Origin of the sequence: Hydrobacter penzbergensis, assembly GCF_900106985.1 — a bacterium.
Lineage (GTDB): Bacteria > Bacteroidota > Bacteroidia > Chitinophagales > Chitinophagaceae > Sediminibacterium > Sediminibacterium magnilacihabitans.
In genome coordinates this window covers 87,847-104,540 of sequence record NZ_FNNO01000008.1, presented here as the reverse complement: position 1 = coordinate 104,540, position 16,694 = coordinate 87,847, and the positions used below count along the sequence as shown (strand labels likewise).

The 16,694-nt window shown below is 45.3% G+C and carries 18 protein-coding genes; 8 read left to right on the top strand and 10 right to left on the bottom strand.

Features of this window, described 5'->3' with window-relative positions; genetic code table 11:
- Positions 1 to 14: 14 nt before the first annotated feature.
- Positions 15 to 1,685 carry a sodium:solute symporter family transporter gene (locus BLU98_RS10155; RefSeq protein ID WP_092723926.1) on the bottom strand — a complete coding sequence of 557 codons (1,671 nt, stop codon included), beginning with the start codon at positions 1,683 to 1,685 and terminating at the stop codon, positions 15 to 17.
- Between the two features lie 134 nt (positions 1,686 to 1,819).
- On the opposite strand from BLU98_RS10155, the gene BLU98_RS10150 reads away from it, so the two are divergent.
- Positions 1,820 to 2,479 (top strand): HD domain-containing protein, encoded by a 660-nt coding sequence (locus tag BLU98_RS10150; protein ID WP_092723925.1) that lies wholly within the window; start codon positions 1,820 to 1,822, stop codon positions 2,477 to 2,479.
- Positions 2,480 to 2,494: 15 nt separating this feature from the next.
- On the opposite strand, the gene BLU98_RS10145 is transcribed toward BLU98_RS10150, so the two are convergent.
- Entirely contained in the window at positions 2,495 to 3,283 is a 789-nt protein-coding gene (locus BLU98_RS10145) for a hypothetical protein (RefSeq protein ID WP_092723924.1), read from the bottom strand.
- Between the two features lie 150 nt (positions 3,284 to 3,433).
- Between BLU98_RS10145 and BLU98_RS10140 the strand changes: the two genes are divergently transcribed.
- Positions 3,434 to 3,955, top strand: a complete 522-nt coding sequence (locus tag BLU98_RS10140; RefSeq protein WP_092724002.1) for a GNAT family N-acetyltransferase — start codon at positions 3,434 to 3,436, stop codon at positions 3,953 to 3,955.
- A 6-nt stretch (positions 3,956 to 3,961) separates the two neighbouring features.
- On the opposite strand, the gene BLU98_RS10135 is transcribed toward BLU98_RS10140, so the two are convergent.
- The 5 genes from BLU98_RS10135 to folE all read right to left on the bottom strand — a co-directional run bounded on the left by BLU98_RS10135 (position 3,962) and on the right by folE (position 8,712).
- On the bottom strand, positions 3,962 to 5,050 hold the full coding sequence (locus tag BLU98_RS10135; RefSeq protein WP_092723923.1) for a dipeptidase: 1,089 nt from the start codon (positions 5,048 to 5,050) through the stop codon (positions 3,962 to 3,964).
- Positions 5,051 to 5,060: 10 nt separating this feature from the next.
- Complete coding sequence (locus BLU98_RS10130) at positions 5,061 to 6,161, bottom strand: D-TA family PLP-dependent enzyme (protein ID WP_092723922.1); 1,101 nt, start codon at positions 6,159 to 6,161, stop codon at positions 5,061 to 5,063.
- Between the two features lie 30 nt (positions 6,162 to 6,191).
- A complete protein-coding gene (locus tag BLU98_RS10125; protein ID WP_092723921.1) occupies positions 6,192 to 6,662 on the bottom strand; it encodes a RidA family protein in 471 nt (156 codons plus the stop codon).
- A 12-nt stretch (positions 6,663 to 6,674) separates the two neighbouring features.
- The gene (locus BLU98_RS10120) at positions 6,675 to 7,991 is read right to left on the bottom strand and encodes a gluconate:H+ symporter (RefSeq protein ID WP_092723920.1); all 1,317 of its coding nucleotides are present in this window, start codon (positions 7,989 to 7,991) and stop codon (positions 6,675 to 6,677) included.
- Between the two features lie 79 nt (positions 7,992 to 8,070).
- Positions 8,071 to 8,712 (bottom strand): GTP cyclohydrolase I FolE, encoded by a 642-nt coding sequence (gene folE / locus BLU98_RS10115; protein WP_257574879.1) that lies wholly within the window; start codon positions 8,710 to 8,712, stop codon positions 8,071 to 8,073.
- Between the two features lie 158 nt (positions 8,713 to 8,870).
- Between folE and BLU98_RS10110 the strand changes: the two genes are divergently transcribed.
- On the top strand, positions 8,871 to 9,749 hold the full coding sequence (locus BLU98_RS10110; protein WP_092723918.1) for a MerR family transcriptional regulator: 879 nt from the start codon (positions 8,871 to 8,873) through the stop codon (positions 9,747 to 9,749).
- On the opposite strand, the gene BLU98_RS18080 is transcribed toward BLU98_RS10110, so the two are convergent.
- Positions 9,744 to 9,857 (bottom strand): DUF2256 domain-containing protein, encoded by a 114-nt coding sequence (locus BLU98_RS18080; protein ID WP_371937845.1) that lies wholly within the window; start codon positions 9,855 to 9,857, stop codon positions 9,744 to 9,746. The two genes, BLU98_RS10110 and BLU98_RS18080, sit on opposite strands and share 6 nt — an antisense overlap.
- Positions 9,858 to 10,015: 158 nt before the next feature.
- Here BLU98_RS18080 and BLU98_RS10100 point away from each other — a divergent pair, with 158 nt between their 5' ends.
- Positions 10,016 to 10,726, top strand: coding sequence for an SDR family NAD(P)-dependent oxidoreductase (locus BLU98_RS10100; RefSeq protein WP_092723917.1), 711 nt, complete (start codon positions 10,016 to 10,018; stop codon positions 10,724 to 10,726).
- Between the two features lie 69 nt (positions 10,727 to 10,795).
- Here BLU98_RS10100 and BLU98_RS10095 read toward each other — a convergent pair whose 3' ends face one another.
- Positions 10,796 to 11,494 carry an SDR family NAD(P)-dependent oxidoreductase gene (locus BLU98_RS10095; RefSeq protein WP_092723916.1) on the bottom strand — a complete coding sequence of 233 codons (699 nt, stop codon included), beginning with the start codon at positions 11,492 to 11,494 and terminating at the stop codon, positions 10,796 to 10,798.
- Between the two features lie 406 nt (positions 11,495 to 11,900).
- On the opposite strand from BLU98_RS10095, the gene BLU98_RS10090 reads away from it, so the two are divergent.
- From BLU98_RS10090 to BLU98_RS18075, 3 genes are read left to right on the top strand one after another with little or no spacing between them, the layout of a single operon-like run.
- The gene (locus BLU98_RS10090) at positions 11,901 to 12,557 is read left to right on the top strand and encodes a TetR/AcrR family transcriptional regulator (protein ID WP_092723915.1); all 657 of its coding nucleotides are present in this window, start codon (positions 11,901 to 11,903) and stop codon (positions 12,555 to 12,557) included.
- Between the two features lie 26 nt (positions 12,558 to 12,583).
- Positions 12,584 to 13,918: an ABC1 kinase family protein gene (locus BLU98_RS10085; RefSeq protein ID WP_092723914.1), complete on the top strand. Its 1,335-nt coding sequence runs from the start codon at positions 12,584 to 12,586 to the stop codon at positions 13,916 to 13,918.
- A 35-nt stretch (positions 13,919 to 13,953) separates the two neighbouring features.
- Entirely contained in the window at positions 13,954 to 14,133 is a 180-nt protein-coding gene (locus BLU98_RS18075) for a cryptochrome/photolyase family protein (RefSeq protein ID WP_371937863.1), read from the top strand.
- A 179-nt stretch (positions 14,134 to 14,312) separates the two neighbouring features.
- Here BLU98_RS18075 and BLU98_RS10080 read toward each other — a convergent pair whose 3' ends face one another.
- Entirely contained in the window at positions 14,313 to 14,924 is a 612-nt protein-coding gene (locus tag BLU98_RS10080) for a class I SAM-dependent methyltransferase (RefSeq protein WP_092723913.1), read from the bottom strand.
- A 134-nt stretch (positions 14,925 to 15,058) separates the two neighbouring features.
- Between BLU98_RS10080 and BLU98_RS10075 the strand changes: the two genes are divergently transcribed.
- Complete coding sequence (locus tag BLU98_RS10075) at positions 15,059 to 16,672, top strand: tyrosine-type recombinase/integrase (RefSeq protein ID WP_092723912.1); 1,614 nt, start codon at positions 15,059 to 15,061, stop codon at positions 16,670 to 16,672.
- Positions 16,673 to 16,694: the final 22 nt, after the last annotated feature.

Here is a 16,694-nt window from a genome sequence, read left to right as displayed (position 1 = left end):
GGTCAATTAAAAATTTACCAGAATAAAGTATACAGGGCAACCAGTAACCCGCCAACGATCAGGGCGCCGGCAGCAAAACTTTTATTCATACCAAACATTTTGGTATCTATTTCCAGTCCCTTCATTTCTACTCCCCTTCTCCGGTCGATCATACTGATGATATACATACCGATAATGCAGAACAGGAATACAATGCCCATCCTGTCGAGGAATGGTATCTCATAAACCCCATCGGCATTGGCTTTGGAAAAGCCGGAGGAAGCGAGGAAAGAAAGATCCATGAAACCAGGCAGCTTCTTGAAAAGGATCGAGAGGCCGAACCCGCCAACTGTAGCAAACAAAGCGGCATTGGAGCTGGTCTTTTTCCAGAAAAAGCCCAGGAAGAACATGGCGAAAATACCCGGCGACACAAATCCGGTGTATTCCTGGATGAACTGAAACCCTCCTTTTTTATCGATGCCCAGCATGGGGGCAATGATCAAAGCCAGGATCATGGCAATGATAATGGTAGCTTTTCCTATCCATACCATTTTCTTCTCATCGGCCTCTTTATTGATCACTTTCTTGTAAATGTCGAGGGTAAAGATGGTGGAAATACTGTTGGCCTTACCCGCAAGGGAAGCTACCACGGCAGCGGTCAATGCTGCGAAGGACAATCCTTTGAGTCCGGCAGGCAGCAGGTTCAACAATACGGGATAGGCTTTATCGGGATTGAGTTCCCCGCCTTGCATCATTTCTGTTTGGAAGCTGCCTTTCTGGTGCAGTACGAATGCGGCAATACCCGGCAAACAAACGATCACCGGCATGAGCAGCTTCAGGAAGGCGGCAAAAAGCAAACCACCCCTTGCCGTAGGAAGCGATGCGCCCAGCGCTCTTTGTGTAATGTACTGGTTACATCCCCAATAGTTCAGGTTGGCAATCCACATACCTCCTACCAGTACCGTGAGTCCCGGCAGATCGAGGTAGTTGGGGTTGTCTTTTTTGAGGATCATGTGAAAATGATCATCGGCCGAATTCAACAGGTGATGAAAGCCTTTTACAATACCTGTATCACCGAATTTTTCAGATACCAGGTTCAGGGCAAGATAAGTGGTTACCAATCCGCCCAGTACCAGGAAGAATACCTGGATCACATCGGTATAACCGATCACTTTCATACCGCCCAGTGTAATGATCACGGCAAAAATGGCCAGTCCAATCATACAGGCAGTAATACTGATGCCCGAGATACTGCTGATGGCCAGGGCGCCGAGATACAAAATAGAAGTAAGGTTCACCACCACATACAATAACAACCAGAAAATGGCCATGATCATGGCTACGGTTGAATTGTAACGCTGGTTGAGGAATTGCGGCATGGTATAGATCTTATTCTTCAGGTAGATGGGCATGAAGAATACAGCCACAATCAATAAAGTAGCAGCCGCCATCCATTCGTAGGAAGCGATGGCCAGTCCCATTTTAAAACCCGAGCCACTCATACCAATCATCTGCTCGGCAGATATATTGGAAGCGATGAGTGAGGCGCCGATGGCCCACCATGTGAGCGATCCTTCGGCAAGGAAATAATCTTTTGAACTGGTTTGCGCTGATTTCTTTTTCTTGTAGACCCAGAAGCCATAAGAGGCCACTACCAGGAAATAAAAGAGAAAGACCAGGTAGTCCAGACTTTGTAATGTTTTCATTGGAGCGATCGAAGGTTTGATTGTTACGATTTGGAAATGTAAGCTGAAAGATAAGGATTCATGCTAAAAATAATGTGCAAAATTGCTCAATAGCTCAATTCTACCGGCATCCAATTAAGCTGTACTATTGCAGCATGAACAATCCCGAAATCATTGCTGCTACGGTTACCTATGTACAAAAAGAACTGGAAGGTGCAGAAGGCGGGCACGATTGGTTCCATATAGAAAGGGTATGGAACAATACCAGGCGCATTGCCCAAACCGAGCCGGTGGATCACCTGGTAGTGGAACTGGGCGCCCTGCTGCATGATATTGCGGATGCCAAATTCCACGGCGGTGATGAAAGTATTGGGCCGCGAAAAGCGGGTCAGTTCCTGGAATTGTTACAGGTACCGGTTGAAGTGATCGATCATGTCAAAAACATCATCGCACATATTTCTTTCAAAGGTGGCAATTTCGAAGCGGCTTTTCATTCACCCGAACTAGCCGTGGTGCGGGATGCCGACCGCCTCGATGCATTAGGAGCCATCGGCATTGCCCGTGCATTTCATTATGGAGGTTTTAAGAACAGGGAGATCTATAATCCTGCTATTCCGCCCGATCTCAATATGAGTCGTGAAACGTATAAAAAAACCAAGGCTCCTACTATCAACCATTTCTATGAAAAGCTGTTGCTGCTGAAAGACCGCATGCATACAGAAACAGGCAAGCGCATGGCCCTGGAAAGGCACCGGTTCATGGAAAATTTCCTGGAGCAGTTTTACCGCGAGTGGAATGGGTCCTTATCGGCATAAACCAGCGAATGAAAGTCAGTGCGTGAATGCACGTCGCCTGGGCAAACCATACAGTATCTTCGGAAAAAGAAAAATCAACCCGTTCAATAAAATAAATGGAACGAAACTGATCTTCATTAAAGGGCGCCCCAGGTGTATTGCTGCATATTTGTCTTCCATGGTATAAATCCAAACCGTTACTGCAAAAAAGCCTCCGAACAGTATCAGGCAAACAACAGTAAACAGGTATAACCACTGGATCACAATCTCCTTCAATTTCATCAGCACTTCATCTTTCCGCATCCATTTATACAATACAATACTCTGCCCTACTGCATAAATAAAAATATGCCCCGGCCGGAATAAATAATTCACCATAGGTGTAATGAACCATCCTGTTTTTACATACGGAATCATGCCGATATCGTTGGCCAGCTGGGTTACATTTTGCACTTTATATGCGTAGGGCGTGAAAATATAAGGCAGCGCATTCACCAGTTGAACAAGGAACGGGACAAAATGAAGCATATCCCATTTACGCAACCGCGGATCGTTACTCAATACACTTCTTACATAAAAAAAACCGGCAGGTCCCAGTAAAAAGAGCAAAGGTGCTATGGTACCATATAATGGGGCCAACAGCCTGGCCGATCCGGAGTGTGCCAGTATATAAGCACTAAGACCATAAATGGAATTCAGAAAAAAGAAAATGGCAAGGTAGATATTGCTCTTGCCGGAACGCTTGATGTAGTACAAAAGCAAAAGTGACAGGAGTATCCCGAATAAGGAGGCAAACAAAATAAAATCTCCAACTAAATGATTCATAATTGTAGTAGAACCAAATATACCTGTTATGATCTTGTTATTGAAATAAATTAAGTTGATAATATGAAACGGGGCATCTAATCTATGCACGAACAATGGATAACTTTATGTCGCTATCGCAACAATATTAATAAATTTGAAAATATCAAGATGAACACAATCGAGATCAGAAAAGTAACCATAAGCGACCTTGAAGCGTTACGAAATATCAGTATGCAAACATTCAGGGAAACATTTCTGGAAGTGAATACCGAAGAAGACATGCAGATATACCTGGATGGAGCATTCAATTATGACAAACTGAAAGAGGAAATAAATAATGATCATTCGGCGTTTTATTTTGCCACTGATACCGCGGACATCTTGGGTTACTTAAAGATCAATTTTGGTCAGGCTCAAACAGAAAAGAAAGACAACAACGCTGTTGAAATTGAACGGATCTATGTACTGAAAGCGCATCAGGGAAAACAGGTTGGTCAACTGTTATTTAAACAAGCGCTACAAGTTGCCCGGGAGCGCAATGCCGATTATTTGTGGCTGGGCGTTTGGGAGGAAAATGCAAAGGCGATCAATTTTTATAAGAAGAACGGATTGGTGCCGTTCGATAAACACATTTTCAAGCTAGGCAATGACGAACAAACAGATATCATGATGAAACTGGCATTGCATTAACCTGCATCATGACCATGCATTTCGCAAAAACTGTAACCAGTTATTGTGCATGATATTGTCGATATCCGTTTGATTATATCCTTTTTGTAGTAAGAGCGCAGGTATCTTTTGCAAATCAGCAATCGTTTCGAGGTCATAAGGACATTGCTCTTTTCCAAATGCACCATCCAGATCAGTACCAATCGCAACATGTGCAGTATTTCCTGCAATCTGACAAATATGGTCTATATGATCTATCATTTTTGCCATATTGCAGTTCATGCCCTCGGGTGTTGATTGGCCACGTACCCAGCCAGGAACCATCATCCAGGCGTCCAGCGCCGCACCGATAATTGCCTTTCTTTCTACCAATGCTTTGATCATCTCATCACTGAACTGCCGATTATGGTTCACCAGTGCACGGCAATTGTTATGACTCGCCCATACCGGGCCCTTATAGATTGACAATGCATCCCAAAATGCATCATCACAAAGATGCGTTGCATCCAGTATCATCTGCAGACGATCCATTTCTTTCAGCAATTCTTTTCCTGCGGCCGAAAGTTTCCCGGTGGCGTCTGTTCCGTTGGCATAGCGTCCGGGGCCATAATGTGCCGGCCCTATAGCTCTTAAACCCATGCTGTAAGCCTTTTCAAGATATGCCGGTGTAACGATGGAATCCGCTCCTTCCAGGCTTAAAATATATCCGATGGGCTTTTGATCATTGGGTTCATCGTTGAGCCATAAAGCAACATGTGCATCAAGCGCAGTTTTGTTTTTGATCATGACCATTTCTCCGGCATCTTCCATCGTCTTGTACCATGCAAGCTGCCCCTGCGTTTGAGCCCAGGCCTGCTCGGGTGAATGCCAGCCGGGCAAAGGATTATTTTCAGCTACATAACGCGCGATCTGCGTTGCCACTACCAGACCGATATTTCCTTCCCGCAAGGCAGGTAATGACACCGTTGCTTTCGCTCTGTCGGGTTTATCGGTCATTCCTTTTTCCCGTTGATTGATGGCCGCTACCGGCAAACGCAGGTTACGGTTCCATTCCAGTGCATTCATGCTTAGATCCAGGTGCGCATCTATGATCAATCGTATTTTTTTGTCAGACATACGGCAATTTTCAGTAATGAATAAATCGGTCTCGGGCTATTACTTTCCACTCCCCCACTTTTCTCCCATCTTCTATAACATGCACCCTTTCATACAAAGCCACCGTTGGACATATATGTACAGGAACACCATACAACACAGTGCCGATGGGATACTGTGCACTGTCCGGCACGCGCAACACCAAATGTTCCTCACTCTGACCTACCGGTGTTGCTTCCGGTGCATTCAGAAAATGTACACGTGGCAAGGGATTTTCTGCGGCAACGGATTTATGTCCGAGATCAACGCAAACGGTAACAGTATCAATCACAGACACTACTCTTGTGATCAGGATGGCGCCATATTCAAAGGGTTGTTCCGGTGCATGGTGCTTATAATTCCAATCCCAAAATATAAATGTACCGGGACTACACTCTACCCCACTCCTTTTGATATGTGTTGGATAAGTAGGCGAACCGCCTGCAACAATGGTGAGCGGATGATCGAACAGCGGATCAACCTGTTCTTTCAGCGTTTGCACCAGTGCAAAGGCAGCATCGCTTTTCATTTGCCGGGTTGCCAGGTCGGCATCACGAATATGCCCATCATAAGCATGCAAGCCCACTATTTGAATGCCTTTCAGTTCCTTCGCATATTTGATCAGGGCCACTGCCTCTTGTGGCTGAATACCCGTCCGGTTCATGCCCGTATTTAAATCAATGAATACCCTGATGACAATATTATTTTCCAGTGCTGCACGGGATAACTCCAAAGCGCTGGCCTGGTTATCTATCAGGCAGGAGAATGTTGTAGCCGGATAAACTTTTGAAAGCGCTATCAATCGCGTTATTTTTGGGCCGGTGGGTTGATATGCCAGCAATACATCGGGTGCATGCAGACTGCCCAACATTTCAGCTTCCGCAATGGTGGCGCATTTAAATTTGGCAACACCCGCATCCAGCATGAATTGATTTACTTCTGCTGTTTTATTGGTTTTAACATGCGGGCGCAAGCGATTAACATCACCAATCATTTCTTTGGCAACGCGAATATTATCCTTTACAATAGCCGGATATACGAGTAATGCGGGAGAATCTATCCCTGTTACATCTGCCAGGTAACGATTATGCATTTGTGGGGTTTTAAAAGAAGTAACAATGGTTTATACTAATTCAAACAAAGCCTCGATCTCAACAGGTATGTTATCCGGCAAAGAACCAAATCCAACAGCGCTTCTGACCCCTATGCCATTTTCTTCTCCCCAGATCGAAGCGAACAGTTCACTGCAGCCATTGACCACATAAGGATGCCGTTTAAAATCGGGTGTGCAATTGACCATACCCAATACTTTGATCACGCGCTTTACTTTATTCAAGCTGCCCAGTTCCGCTTGAATGGTAGCCAGCATGGTTAATCCTACCTGGCGTGCGGCCAGTTTACCGGCTTCCATATCCATATCGGCGCCAATGCGGCCAATGATCAATGATTTATCATTTTGAACAGGGCCGTGGCCAGACAGGTACAAATATTTGCCATCAACCAGGCAAGGTTTGTACACGCCCAGCGGCGACGGTGCAGGCGGCAGTGTGAGGTTTAGCGCTTTCAATTTTTCATCTGCATTAACGGTTGTCATATCAATGAGGTTTTATTTTATGAATAGGTTCAATACCAATACGCCTGTTAGTCCAACTACAGAAACAATCATTTCCATGATAGACCATGAACGTAAGGTATCTTTTACTGAGAGACCGAAATATTCTTTGAACATCCAAAAGCCCGCATCATTCACATGCGAGAACATCAGGCTGCCGGCGCCTACCGACAATACCATCAGGTTGGGGTTGATATGCGATTGCATCATGAGTGGTAAAATCACACCCGCTGCTGTTAATGCCGCAACCGTTGCAGAGCCAACACAGGCGCGTATCAACGCCGCAATCAACCAACCCAGCACCAATGGGTGCACCGGTAGTTTTTGTAATGCAGCAGCCAGCTCGGCACTTACACCACTATCGGTCATCACCTGTTTTAAGATGCCAGATCCCGCAATGATCAGCAAGATCATGGCTATATCTTTCACTGCATGGGCATAGATGTCCATCACATGTTTCATGCTCATGCCTTGCCTTATGCCGATCGCATAAGTAGCTGCAGCCAATGAAACGATCATCACCACAGACGGATCGCTGATGAAAGCGAAAAGTGCGCTTCCCGCAAAAGCGTTGCTGGCACTGTGTTGTATAATGGTAAGCAATATCAAAAGGAATACCGGCAGTAAAGTGGCAAAGAAACTGTTTCCAATGCCAGGTTCCTGGTACGCATCTTTTTCGTGCTGCTGAAACAACTCCAGCGGCGCGGTATCTATTTTCTTCAGCGTTCTTGCAAAAACAGGTCCGGCCATAATGATAGCGGGTATTGCTACCAACAAACCATACACCAGGGTAAGTCCCACATCTGCTTTGAATAAAGAAGCCAATGCTACGGGCGACGGATGAGGTGGCAAAAAGCCGTGCGTAACGGATAAGGCCGCCAGCATGGGCAGACCAATGTAAACAGCGGGTAATTTGTATTGATAAACGATAGAAAAAATAAGCGGTACCAGCAATATGAATCCAACGCCGTAGTATAATGGGATGCCCACAATAAACCCGGTGATCATCAATGCCCATTGGATATGTTTTGTACCAAAAGCAGTTACCAATACAGACGCAATCTTTTTAGCAGCGCCGCTTTCGGCTACCAGCTTACCCAGCATGGCCCCCAGTACAATGATCACTGTTAATGACCCGGCAGTATCTCCAATGCCTGTTTTAACAGAATTACCTAATTGATTTAACGGTATACCAAGTGTCATGCCAGCAAGCAAAGACACTACCAAAAAAGACAGGAATGTATTGACCTTCATGATTGTAATGAATACGATCAGTAAGGCAATAAAAAATACAATGATGAATATCTGCATTATATAAGGAAGTGATCATCTGATGGCACTCCTTCAAAAGTAGGACAGACAGGCTGATATTCAACCAGAAATAGCAATATCATTTCAACTGCAGCAGCAATTCATTTTTTACAGATGCGTTGTTAAAACGTCCTCCATAAAAAGAGCTAACGGTGCTGCACCCGTCCTGCCTGATACCCCGCATGGAAACACACATATGCTCGGCATCAATAATAACAGCTACGTCCTCGGTGGAGAGTGCCTGCTGCAACTCCTGCCCAATCTGTACTGTTAAACGCTCCTGCACCTGCGGACGCCTGGCAAAATAATCTACGATCCTGTTGAGCTTGGATAAACCAATGACCTTATCGCCGGCAAAATAGGCAACGTGCGCCTTGCCGCGAATCGGCACAAAATGATGCTCACATTGACTAACAAAAGGAATATTTTTTTCGAGCAGGAGCTGACCGTAACCATAGCTATTGTTAAACAGCGAGATGGCCGGCTTATTTACCGGGTCGAGCCCGGAAAACAGCTCCCGCACATACATCTTAGCTACACGCATGGGAGTATCCTTCAGGCTGTCATCACTCAGGTCCAATCCCAACGTATGCATGATAGATCTGAAATGGTAGGCAATATCGTGCACTTTTTCCTCTGCACTCATGGCAAACGCATCCGGACGTAATGGCGTTTGAGACCCGCTGGAAAAATGATCTTCTTCACCGGAAACGGACGCCATTTGACCGGCTAAAGCTCTTTGATACTGAATTTGCATGATGTTTTGGGTAATATTAAAGCATAAAACTAGCCCTATTTTGTCTAACTAAAAAATAAAAAAGTTAGTCATAAAAAAATAACAAGCCATTAAAAAATAATTTTGTCTTACTTTAGTGCCGTATGAGCGTTACAGAACACTACTCCATCAAAGAGGTTGAATACCTAACCGGCATCAGCGCTTACAGTCTGAGAGCGTGGGAGAAACGCTACCGTGCCCTTCTGCCACACCGTACGGTAACCAATATACGCTACTATGATGGTACCCAGCTACGCCGCCTGCTCAATATTGCTACCCTTCTGCCACTGGGACATAAAGCTTCCAGGCTGATAGCATTGCCTGAAGAAGAACTGCAAAGTCTTGTTCTGAAAGCCACTGAGGCGCAGATTGACGCACCCATGCAGGCGCATATCAACAATATGGTAGCTGCTATGTTGTCTTTTGATGAAAATACGTTCGATAAAATCATCTCTTCGATGATCATCAAATTCGGACTGTATGAGGCTATGTTGCAACTTATTTACCCCTTCCTGCGCAAAACGGGCGTACTATGGACTACCAGTAACACCACCCCTGCGCAAGAGCATTTTGCCAGCAATCTCCTGCAACGAAAAATCCAGTCCGCCCTGGACGCCCTTCCATGCGCAAGTGATCTATCCAAACGTTTCCTGCTGTTCCTGCCACCCGGAGAAATGCACGAGATCGGACTTCTACTGAGCGATTATATCATCAGAAGCAAGGGGTTATCTACCATCTATCTCGGACGCGATTTGCCTTATGATAGCCTCGACTTTGCCGCGCAGCATGGCCGCGCTACGCACATGCTGACCTTTCTGACATCTGTAACAGATGCCCTGCAGCACGCGGAACATCTTGGTAAAATAGCGCACAAACAGCATTGTCAATTGCTCATCTGCAGTACCCTTAACTCCAACACAACACCTGTCAGTGATCATATACATTGGTTAAAAGAACCCGGCGATCTGTTTACTTTTTTATAAGCTCTTTTTACCTCTGAGCTTACGGCACGCATCACTGCAATATTTGACCTCAGTCCAGTTATGCTGCCATTTTTTTCGCCAGGAAAAGGACGCCTGCAAACGATACATAACTTCTGAGGCAGGAGCTTTCGATCTTTCAGCGGCATGGTGGACCCTTTAAATTTTATTGTCTATTAAATTTATCATAAATTTAGACAAAAAATAATACCCCTTTAAGCGCTCTCCGGCTTACCCCCAATTAATCAATCAATATAAAAATATCATTCATGGAACTTGCACTCATCACCGGCGTCAGCAGGCAACAGGGCCTTGGCCTGGAAACGGCAAAACAGTTAAAGAATAAAGGCTTTGAAGTAATTATTACGGCCAGGGACCTGGAAACAGCCAGGCAACTGGCTGCGCCACATGATCTGAAAGCGCTTGCCATCGACGTCCGCAACGAGCAAAGCATTGCAGTAGCTGCCCGGCAGGTGGAGCTGGATTTTGGAAGGCTTGATGTGCTTGTGAACAATGCAGGAGGCTATTATGACCAGGGAGGAACAGTGCTGGGTACAGATATGGAATATGTAGCAAATGCACTCGATACCAACCTGATGGGAGCCTGGCGTATGATCAAAGCTTTTAAGCCCTTACTCATCAAGAGCCCAAACCCTCGTATTGTAAATGTGTCAAGCGGCGCCGGATCTTTCTCAGATGAAGTTTTTGGGATGGCAGTCAACCCCGGCGGCGTACCTGCTTATGGAATTTCCAAGCTGGCACTCAATGGGCTTACGATAAAATGCGCCCGTGAATTCACCGCAGACAGTATCAAAATAAATTCGGTTTGTCCGGGTTTTGTGGCCACCTACCCCGGTACCGAAAATTGGGGCGCCAGGCCTGTTAGCGAGGGAGCTGCCGGCATCGTGTGGGCTGCCTCATTGCAGGCTGACGGGCCCACCGGTCAGTTTTTCAGGGATGGGAAAGTAATTCCCTGGTAACGCAGAGAACAGCAGAATTAACGCTTACAGGCAGTATGTCTTTTTAAAGGTTAAAGTGCTGCCATGTAATCAGGGAAGCGCAATAGCCGATAAGCCTCCGTCAACATGCATGGTTTGGGCAGTGACCCAACCGGCATGATCGCCCAGTAAAAACATCGCCGCCGCCGCTATATCCTGCGCTTCGCCCACACGTTGAAGCGGATGTCTGCCCGAATGCTGCCTCAATTTTTCCTCTGAATTCAACAAGCCTGCGGTAAGCGGGGTGTTGGTGAGCGACGGAGCTACACAGTTAACCCTGATCACAGGTGCCAGCTCTGCGGCCAATGCCTTCGTTAACCCTTCAATGGCTCCTTTGCAGGCTGCAACACTTGCATGAAAGGGAAAACCCCGGCCGGCAGCCACACTGGAGAACAATACCACTGACCCTCTTCCGTTCTCTTTCATCAGGGGAACCACATGCTGTAGTACTTTCAAGGCACCCACTACCTGCAAACGATAGTCTGCCTCATAGTCGGCCAGCGCTGTACGGTTGAATGGTCTCAGTCTCAGGCTACCGGGACAATATACCACGCCATCCAGCCTGGCGGGAAGAAAAGCAAAATCAACCTCATCGGAGGTAACATCCAGGTAATGGTAGGATAAACGATCCTTACTTTCTTTTTTATTGCGGCAGTAAGTGGCGAAGACCCGATGCCCTTCCATGTAGAGCATCTCTGCGATCTGCTTGCCAATGCCGGAAGAACCCCCAACGACTAAATAAGATTTCATAAATGTGATTGAACCATTGTTTGATTGTAGAACAGAGTTGTTGCCCCTTGCAAACGGTCTAACAAATTTAGCTAATTCTTAGACATTTTTACATAATTTGTGTAGCCTTCCGTGTTGCTGCCTATATCCAGATAACCTATCTCTTATGGGTAAGTTTTGCTTCTGTATTGAATCATGCACTGATACAACTCAATCATTAATGCCAGGGGATACTTTTGTCTAATTTATATTAAAAATAAATTCTACTAAATTAGTTTATTTTGGCTATAATGTTATTTCTGTCTAATTTTACAAGCGAAAATAATCATCAAAAAAGGCGCACCCCAACCTTTCCGCAGCTTCATCACCTGAAAAGTTCATCCCGGCTTCCGGAAAATTCACCTGAGCGCCATTAAAAAAATGCGCTATGAAAAAGAAAACAATTGACAAAAAAGAGCTGATGGAGCACTACAGCGATCATTTGTTAACAGAGGGCAAACCACCGGTAAATGTTTATCAGTTCACAAAAAAGCTGGGGATCAGCGAAGACCATTTTTATCGCTATTTTACCAGTTTTGAGTCTCTGGAAAGTGAGTACCTGGTGTACTTCTTTCAGCAATCCCTTGAACTGGTAATCCAAACCGATGGCTACGATGCCATGAGCCCGAAAGAAAAACTACTTCACTTTTACTTTGTATTTTTCGAAAACCTGACGCTGAACCGCTCCCTGGTATTACACCTGCTCCGCGCTCCCCTGACCAATAAACTGCAGCAACTGCGACCTTTACACCGTCAATTCAATACTTATATTCAGTCGCTTGGATTCAAGGAGCAGGGGTTCATTGCCAACGCGCCCGGAAAACTCAAACAGGTAAGCGAAAAAACAAGAACAGAGCTCATATGGGCGCACTTTCTGTCGGTCTTGCAATTCTGGAAAAATGACCGGTCACCCGGCTTTGAGAAGACAGACATGTACATAGAAAAATCCATAGAACTTGGTTTTGAAATCATCAATACTGCTATACTGGGTAAATTCTTCGACCTGGGAAAATTTCTTTGGTCTGAAAAAGTCCCTGCCATTTAACGAGCAACACCAGCCAGGAGAACGATATGAAAACACTAGATAAGATACCGAAAAGAAAAATAGAAAGGGTAGGCAACTTATTAAAAGCCGGCGCTAAAGTTGGTATCAATTACCTGCAATATTACGGCAGCAGGATATCTCTCGAAGATGAAGAAACAGCAAAAGAGCAACTGCACAAAAACAACGCACTCGATATTTACGACAGCCTGAAAACACTTAAGGGCTCTGCATTGAAAATAGCGCAGATGCTCAGCATGGAGAAAAACATCATGCCCCAGGCCTACGTTGAAACGTTTTCTTTGTCGCAGTTCTCTGTGCCGCCGCTTTCAGGCGCCCTTATAAAGAAAACATTCCGTAAATACTTCGGTAAAAATCCGGAGGCGCTGTTCGATACATTTTCTGTGGAAGCCATAAATGCTGCCAGCATCGGACAGGTGCATCAGGCCGAGAAGAATGGCCGCCGGCTCGCAGTGAAGATCCAGTATCCCGGCGTGCGGGAAAGTATCTCGTCTGACCTGGCCATTGTAAAACCCATTGCCATGAAGATGTTCCACATAAAAAAAGAAGGCTCTGCAAAATATTTCGAAGAAGTGGAACAAAAGCTTCTTGAAGAAACAGATTACCTTCTCGAATTAGAGCGCAGCAGACAGTTCGCCCACGATTGCCGGGAATTACCCGGCCTTCGTTTTCCCGGTTACTATCCTGAGTACTCCTGCGATAAGGTTCTGACAATGGACTGGATGGAAGGCGTACATTTTTCTGAATTTGTACAACGCACCAACAATGAGCCGGAATGCTTGCATGCTTTGGGACAGACCTTATGGGATTTTTATATGTACCAGATGCACGTACTCAAAAGACTCCATGCCGACCCCCACCCCGGCAACTTCCTGGTATCTGCTTCGCACGAACTGATTGTCATTGATTTTGGCTGCATCAAAGAAATACCACCCGAATTTTATATCCCTTACTTTGAATTGGCCATAAGCAGCCATCTCAACAACCCTCGCTTTTTTGAAGAAAAACTCTATGAACTGGAGATTCTTTTGCCGGGCGACACGAATGAGGAAAAAGCTTTCTTCACCACACTTTTCCATGATATGCTGACTTTGTTTACCCGCCCTTTTAACGAAGAGTTTTTTGATTTTTCCGATGAGCGTTTTTTTGAAGCGATTGCTGCCATGGGGCAGCGCTATGCAAGCATGAGCCAGGTTCGGTCTATGAATACCAACAGGGGTTCGAAACATTTCATCTACCTGAACAGAACCTTCTTTGGTCTTTATAATATGATGCATGCCTTGCGCCCGGGCAGGATAACCATTCGGAATTATGAGCGCCTGAACAGGCCTGCTTCCCAATAATCTTTATGTATCCAACATTTTACGCTTAACTACCGCTGCCATCGTATTTCCTAATAGCTTTTCACCGGGCATCGATGAAGTATTATGAAGTTTATCTTCGATCAAACGGTTACCAGGTAGAGTATATCGAAGCAACGCAGGATATATCGGACATCAGGAGCCTCTTACAAACCTTCAAAACGATTGGTAATACACCTGTACGACCCGGTAGATGACTGGCTACACAAAAGGATCCAACTTTCGGCGAAAGACTTTAGGTTGCACTGGTATGACAACCGGCTTTTCCTCAGTTTATTCCTTAATATTCTTAACAATACAATTGAGTTATTTTTCCCGATACGGCAAATTTGTTTAACATCTCCCGAATCTTACCAGGATGACCGACTTCGAGATGCTATGCGCGTTTAAAGGAACAAAAGAGGAAGTTTTGCACGGTGTGAAAGGGCGTCTCATGGTCTTCGGTGATGCATTTGATTTTGTTGAAGCCATTGTGTAGTTCCCCGGACAGGGTTTCCTCCGTGTATCGGTGGACAGGAAGACCACTGCATTTGTCCGGTCCTTTGTCCGAGAAGGTGCCAATGACGAGGTAGCCGCCTAAAGGGAGGGCGGTGCGAGCATGGTCAAGGTAGTTGGATACTTGGGGTGCAGTAGTAAGGAAGTGGAAGGTGGCGCGGTCATGCCAAAGATCATAGGGGTGCGGCGGCTCGAAGTCGGCAATGTCGGCAACGATCCATTGTACAAGAGCGGCTTTTTCACCGAGCCGGTCTTGCGCGCGTTTGATGGCTTCTTCCGAGATATCCAGGACAGTGATATCCTTGTAGCCCTTTTCTAATAGCAACTCGGCGAGCCGGCTTTCGCCTCCGCCTATGTCGATGATCCGGGCATTTCGGGGGAGCCGGAAAGTGTCGATGAAATCGAGGGAGGTGGCGGGCGTTTCCTGGGTCCAGCTGAGCTGAGCCGGTGTCTTGTGCCGATAGATATGATCCCAATGGCTGCGCTTATCCATACAACAAAGATAGGCCATCCGGGTCAAATTTGGACTTGGAATGGGCATCGTCAGCGGACTTGTAGCCTTCCGTTCATCATTCCCCCGAAATACAAAGACTCTTGTAATTAATTTATTTACAAGAGTCTTTATTGATGCGATGTGCCCCAGACGGGAATCGAACCCGTACTCGCGTTTCGGCGAACAGGATTTTAAGAATTTTTCAGGGCCTAATTCGGCTTAATTCAACCTTATCAATTTTAGCTTATAAGCCTCAATATCAGGCTATTGTGAAGATACTGCTTAATTTCGTCTTTCGTGAAAAATGCCGGTTTACTCTCCGTTTACCTGCAAACGACCTGCAAATTTTTGATGTGAATGTGACAGGGCGAAAACGAAAAACGAAAATTATGGCAGCCTCACCAATTATCATTCTTGACAAAAGAAGGATCAAGAAAACGGAAACCTACCCGGTTAAACTTCGCGTAACCTACAAAGGAATAAGCCGGGATTTCCAGACTATTTATGACATGACCGAAGAGGATTTCAACAAATGCGATGCCTCCCATCCCGGCAAAGAAATCCGTGAGATACGCGACCGGCTGAACACGTTACGAAACCGAGCCGAAACCCTTTGCAGCGAAATGAAAGGCTTCACCTTTGAAAAATTCGAGTTTGAAATCTACGGCGGTAATCACTGCCTGAAAGCTAGGAAAAAGAAGCAGGAAAACTACGAATCGCTTGATAGCCAACTGAATATAGAACCTTATAAAAAACGATTCAGTATTCTGACCGAGATACATCCCGATAGAGATCATATCTCTTACACTTATTCTCAATACATCCAAAACCTATTAAAACAGAATCGTATTGGATCGGCTTTGAAATATCAGGACAGCTATAACCGGTTGAAGAAATTCGGCGGAAACGTCACCTTCGAAGAAATTACAGTTACCTACCTAGTGAGATTTGAACACTGGATGGTTGAAAAAGGTTCATCTAAATCAACCGTTGGCGTGCTATTAAGGTCGCTGCGAGCTGTATTCAATGAAGCAATCGACAAAAAAATCATTCGGCGTGAGGATTGTTATCCTTTCGGAAGAAGGCGGTATATGCTGCCAACATCAAAAAAAGTAAAGAAAGCTTTGCCTCTCCATGTTGTAGAAAAAATCTTTAACCATCACCCCGAAATGTACAAAGCGAGAAAAGCTAAAGCATATTGGATGTTCTGCTATCTCGGTAACGGCATGAATACCAAAGACATGATCCACATGAAATATAAAAATATTGATGGAGAATACTTGACTTTCGAGCGTTCCAAAACAGAGCATACGACCAGGGGCAACCCGATGCCTATTACGGTGTATTTATCAGAACCGATGCAGGCAATTATCAATGAATGGGGTAATCCAGGCAAAGACCCCGACAATTATATTTTCCCCTTAATGCGGAAAGGATTGAATATTCTGGAGCAATGGGATCTGTGTACCATGATCCGTACATATATCAATGAAGGGATGGAAATTATCACCAAAGAATTAGGAATTGAGCAAAGAGTGACCAACATCGTTGCCCGGCACACGTTTTCGACTGTGCTAAAAAGGTCAGGGGTAAGCACTGAATTTATTCAGGAATCATTGGGTCATACCGATAAGAAAACAACTGAAAACTACCTGGATAGCTTTGAAAAAGAAATGAAAAAGGAAGTGGCTGGCAAATTAACCGCCTTCCAGACCACCAAAGTTGTGAAAATGCGGATCGTCAACTAACCTATCACCTATAAAAACACAA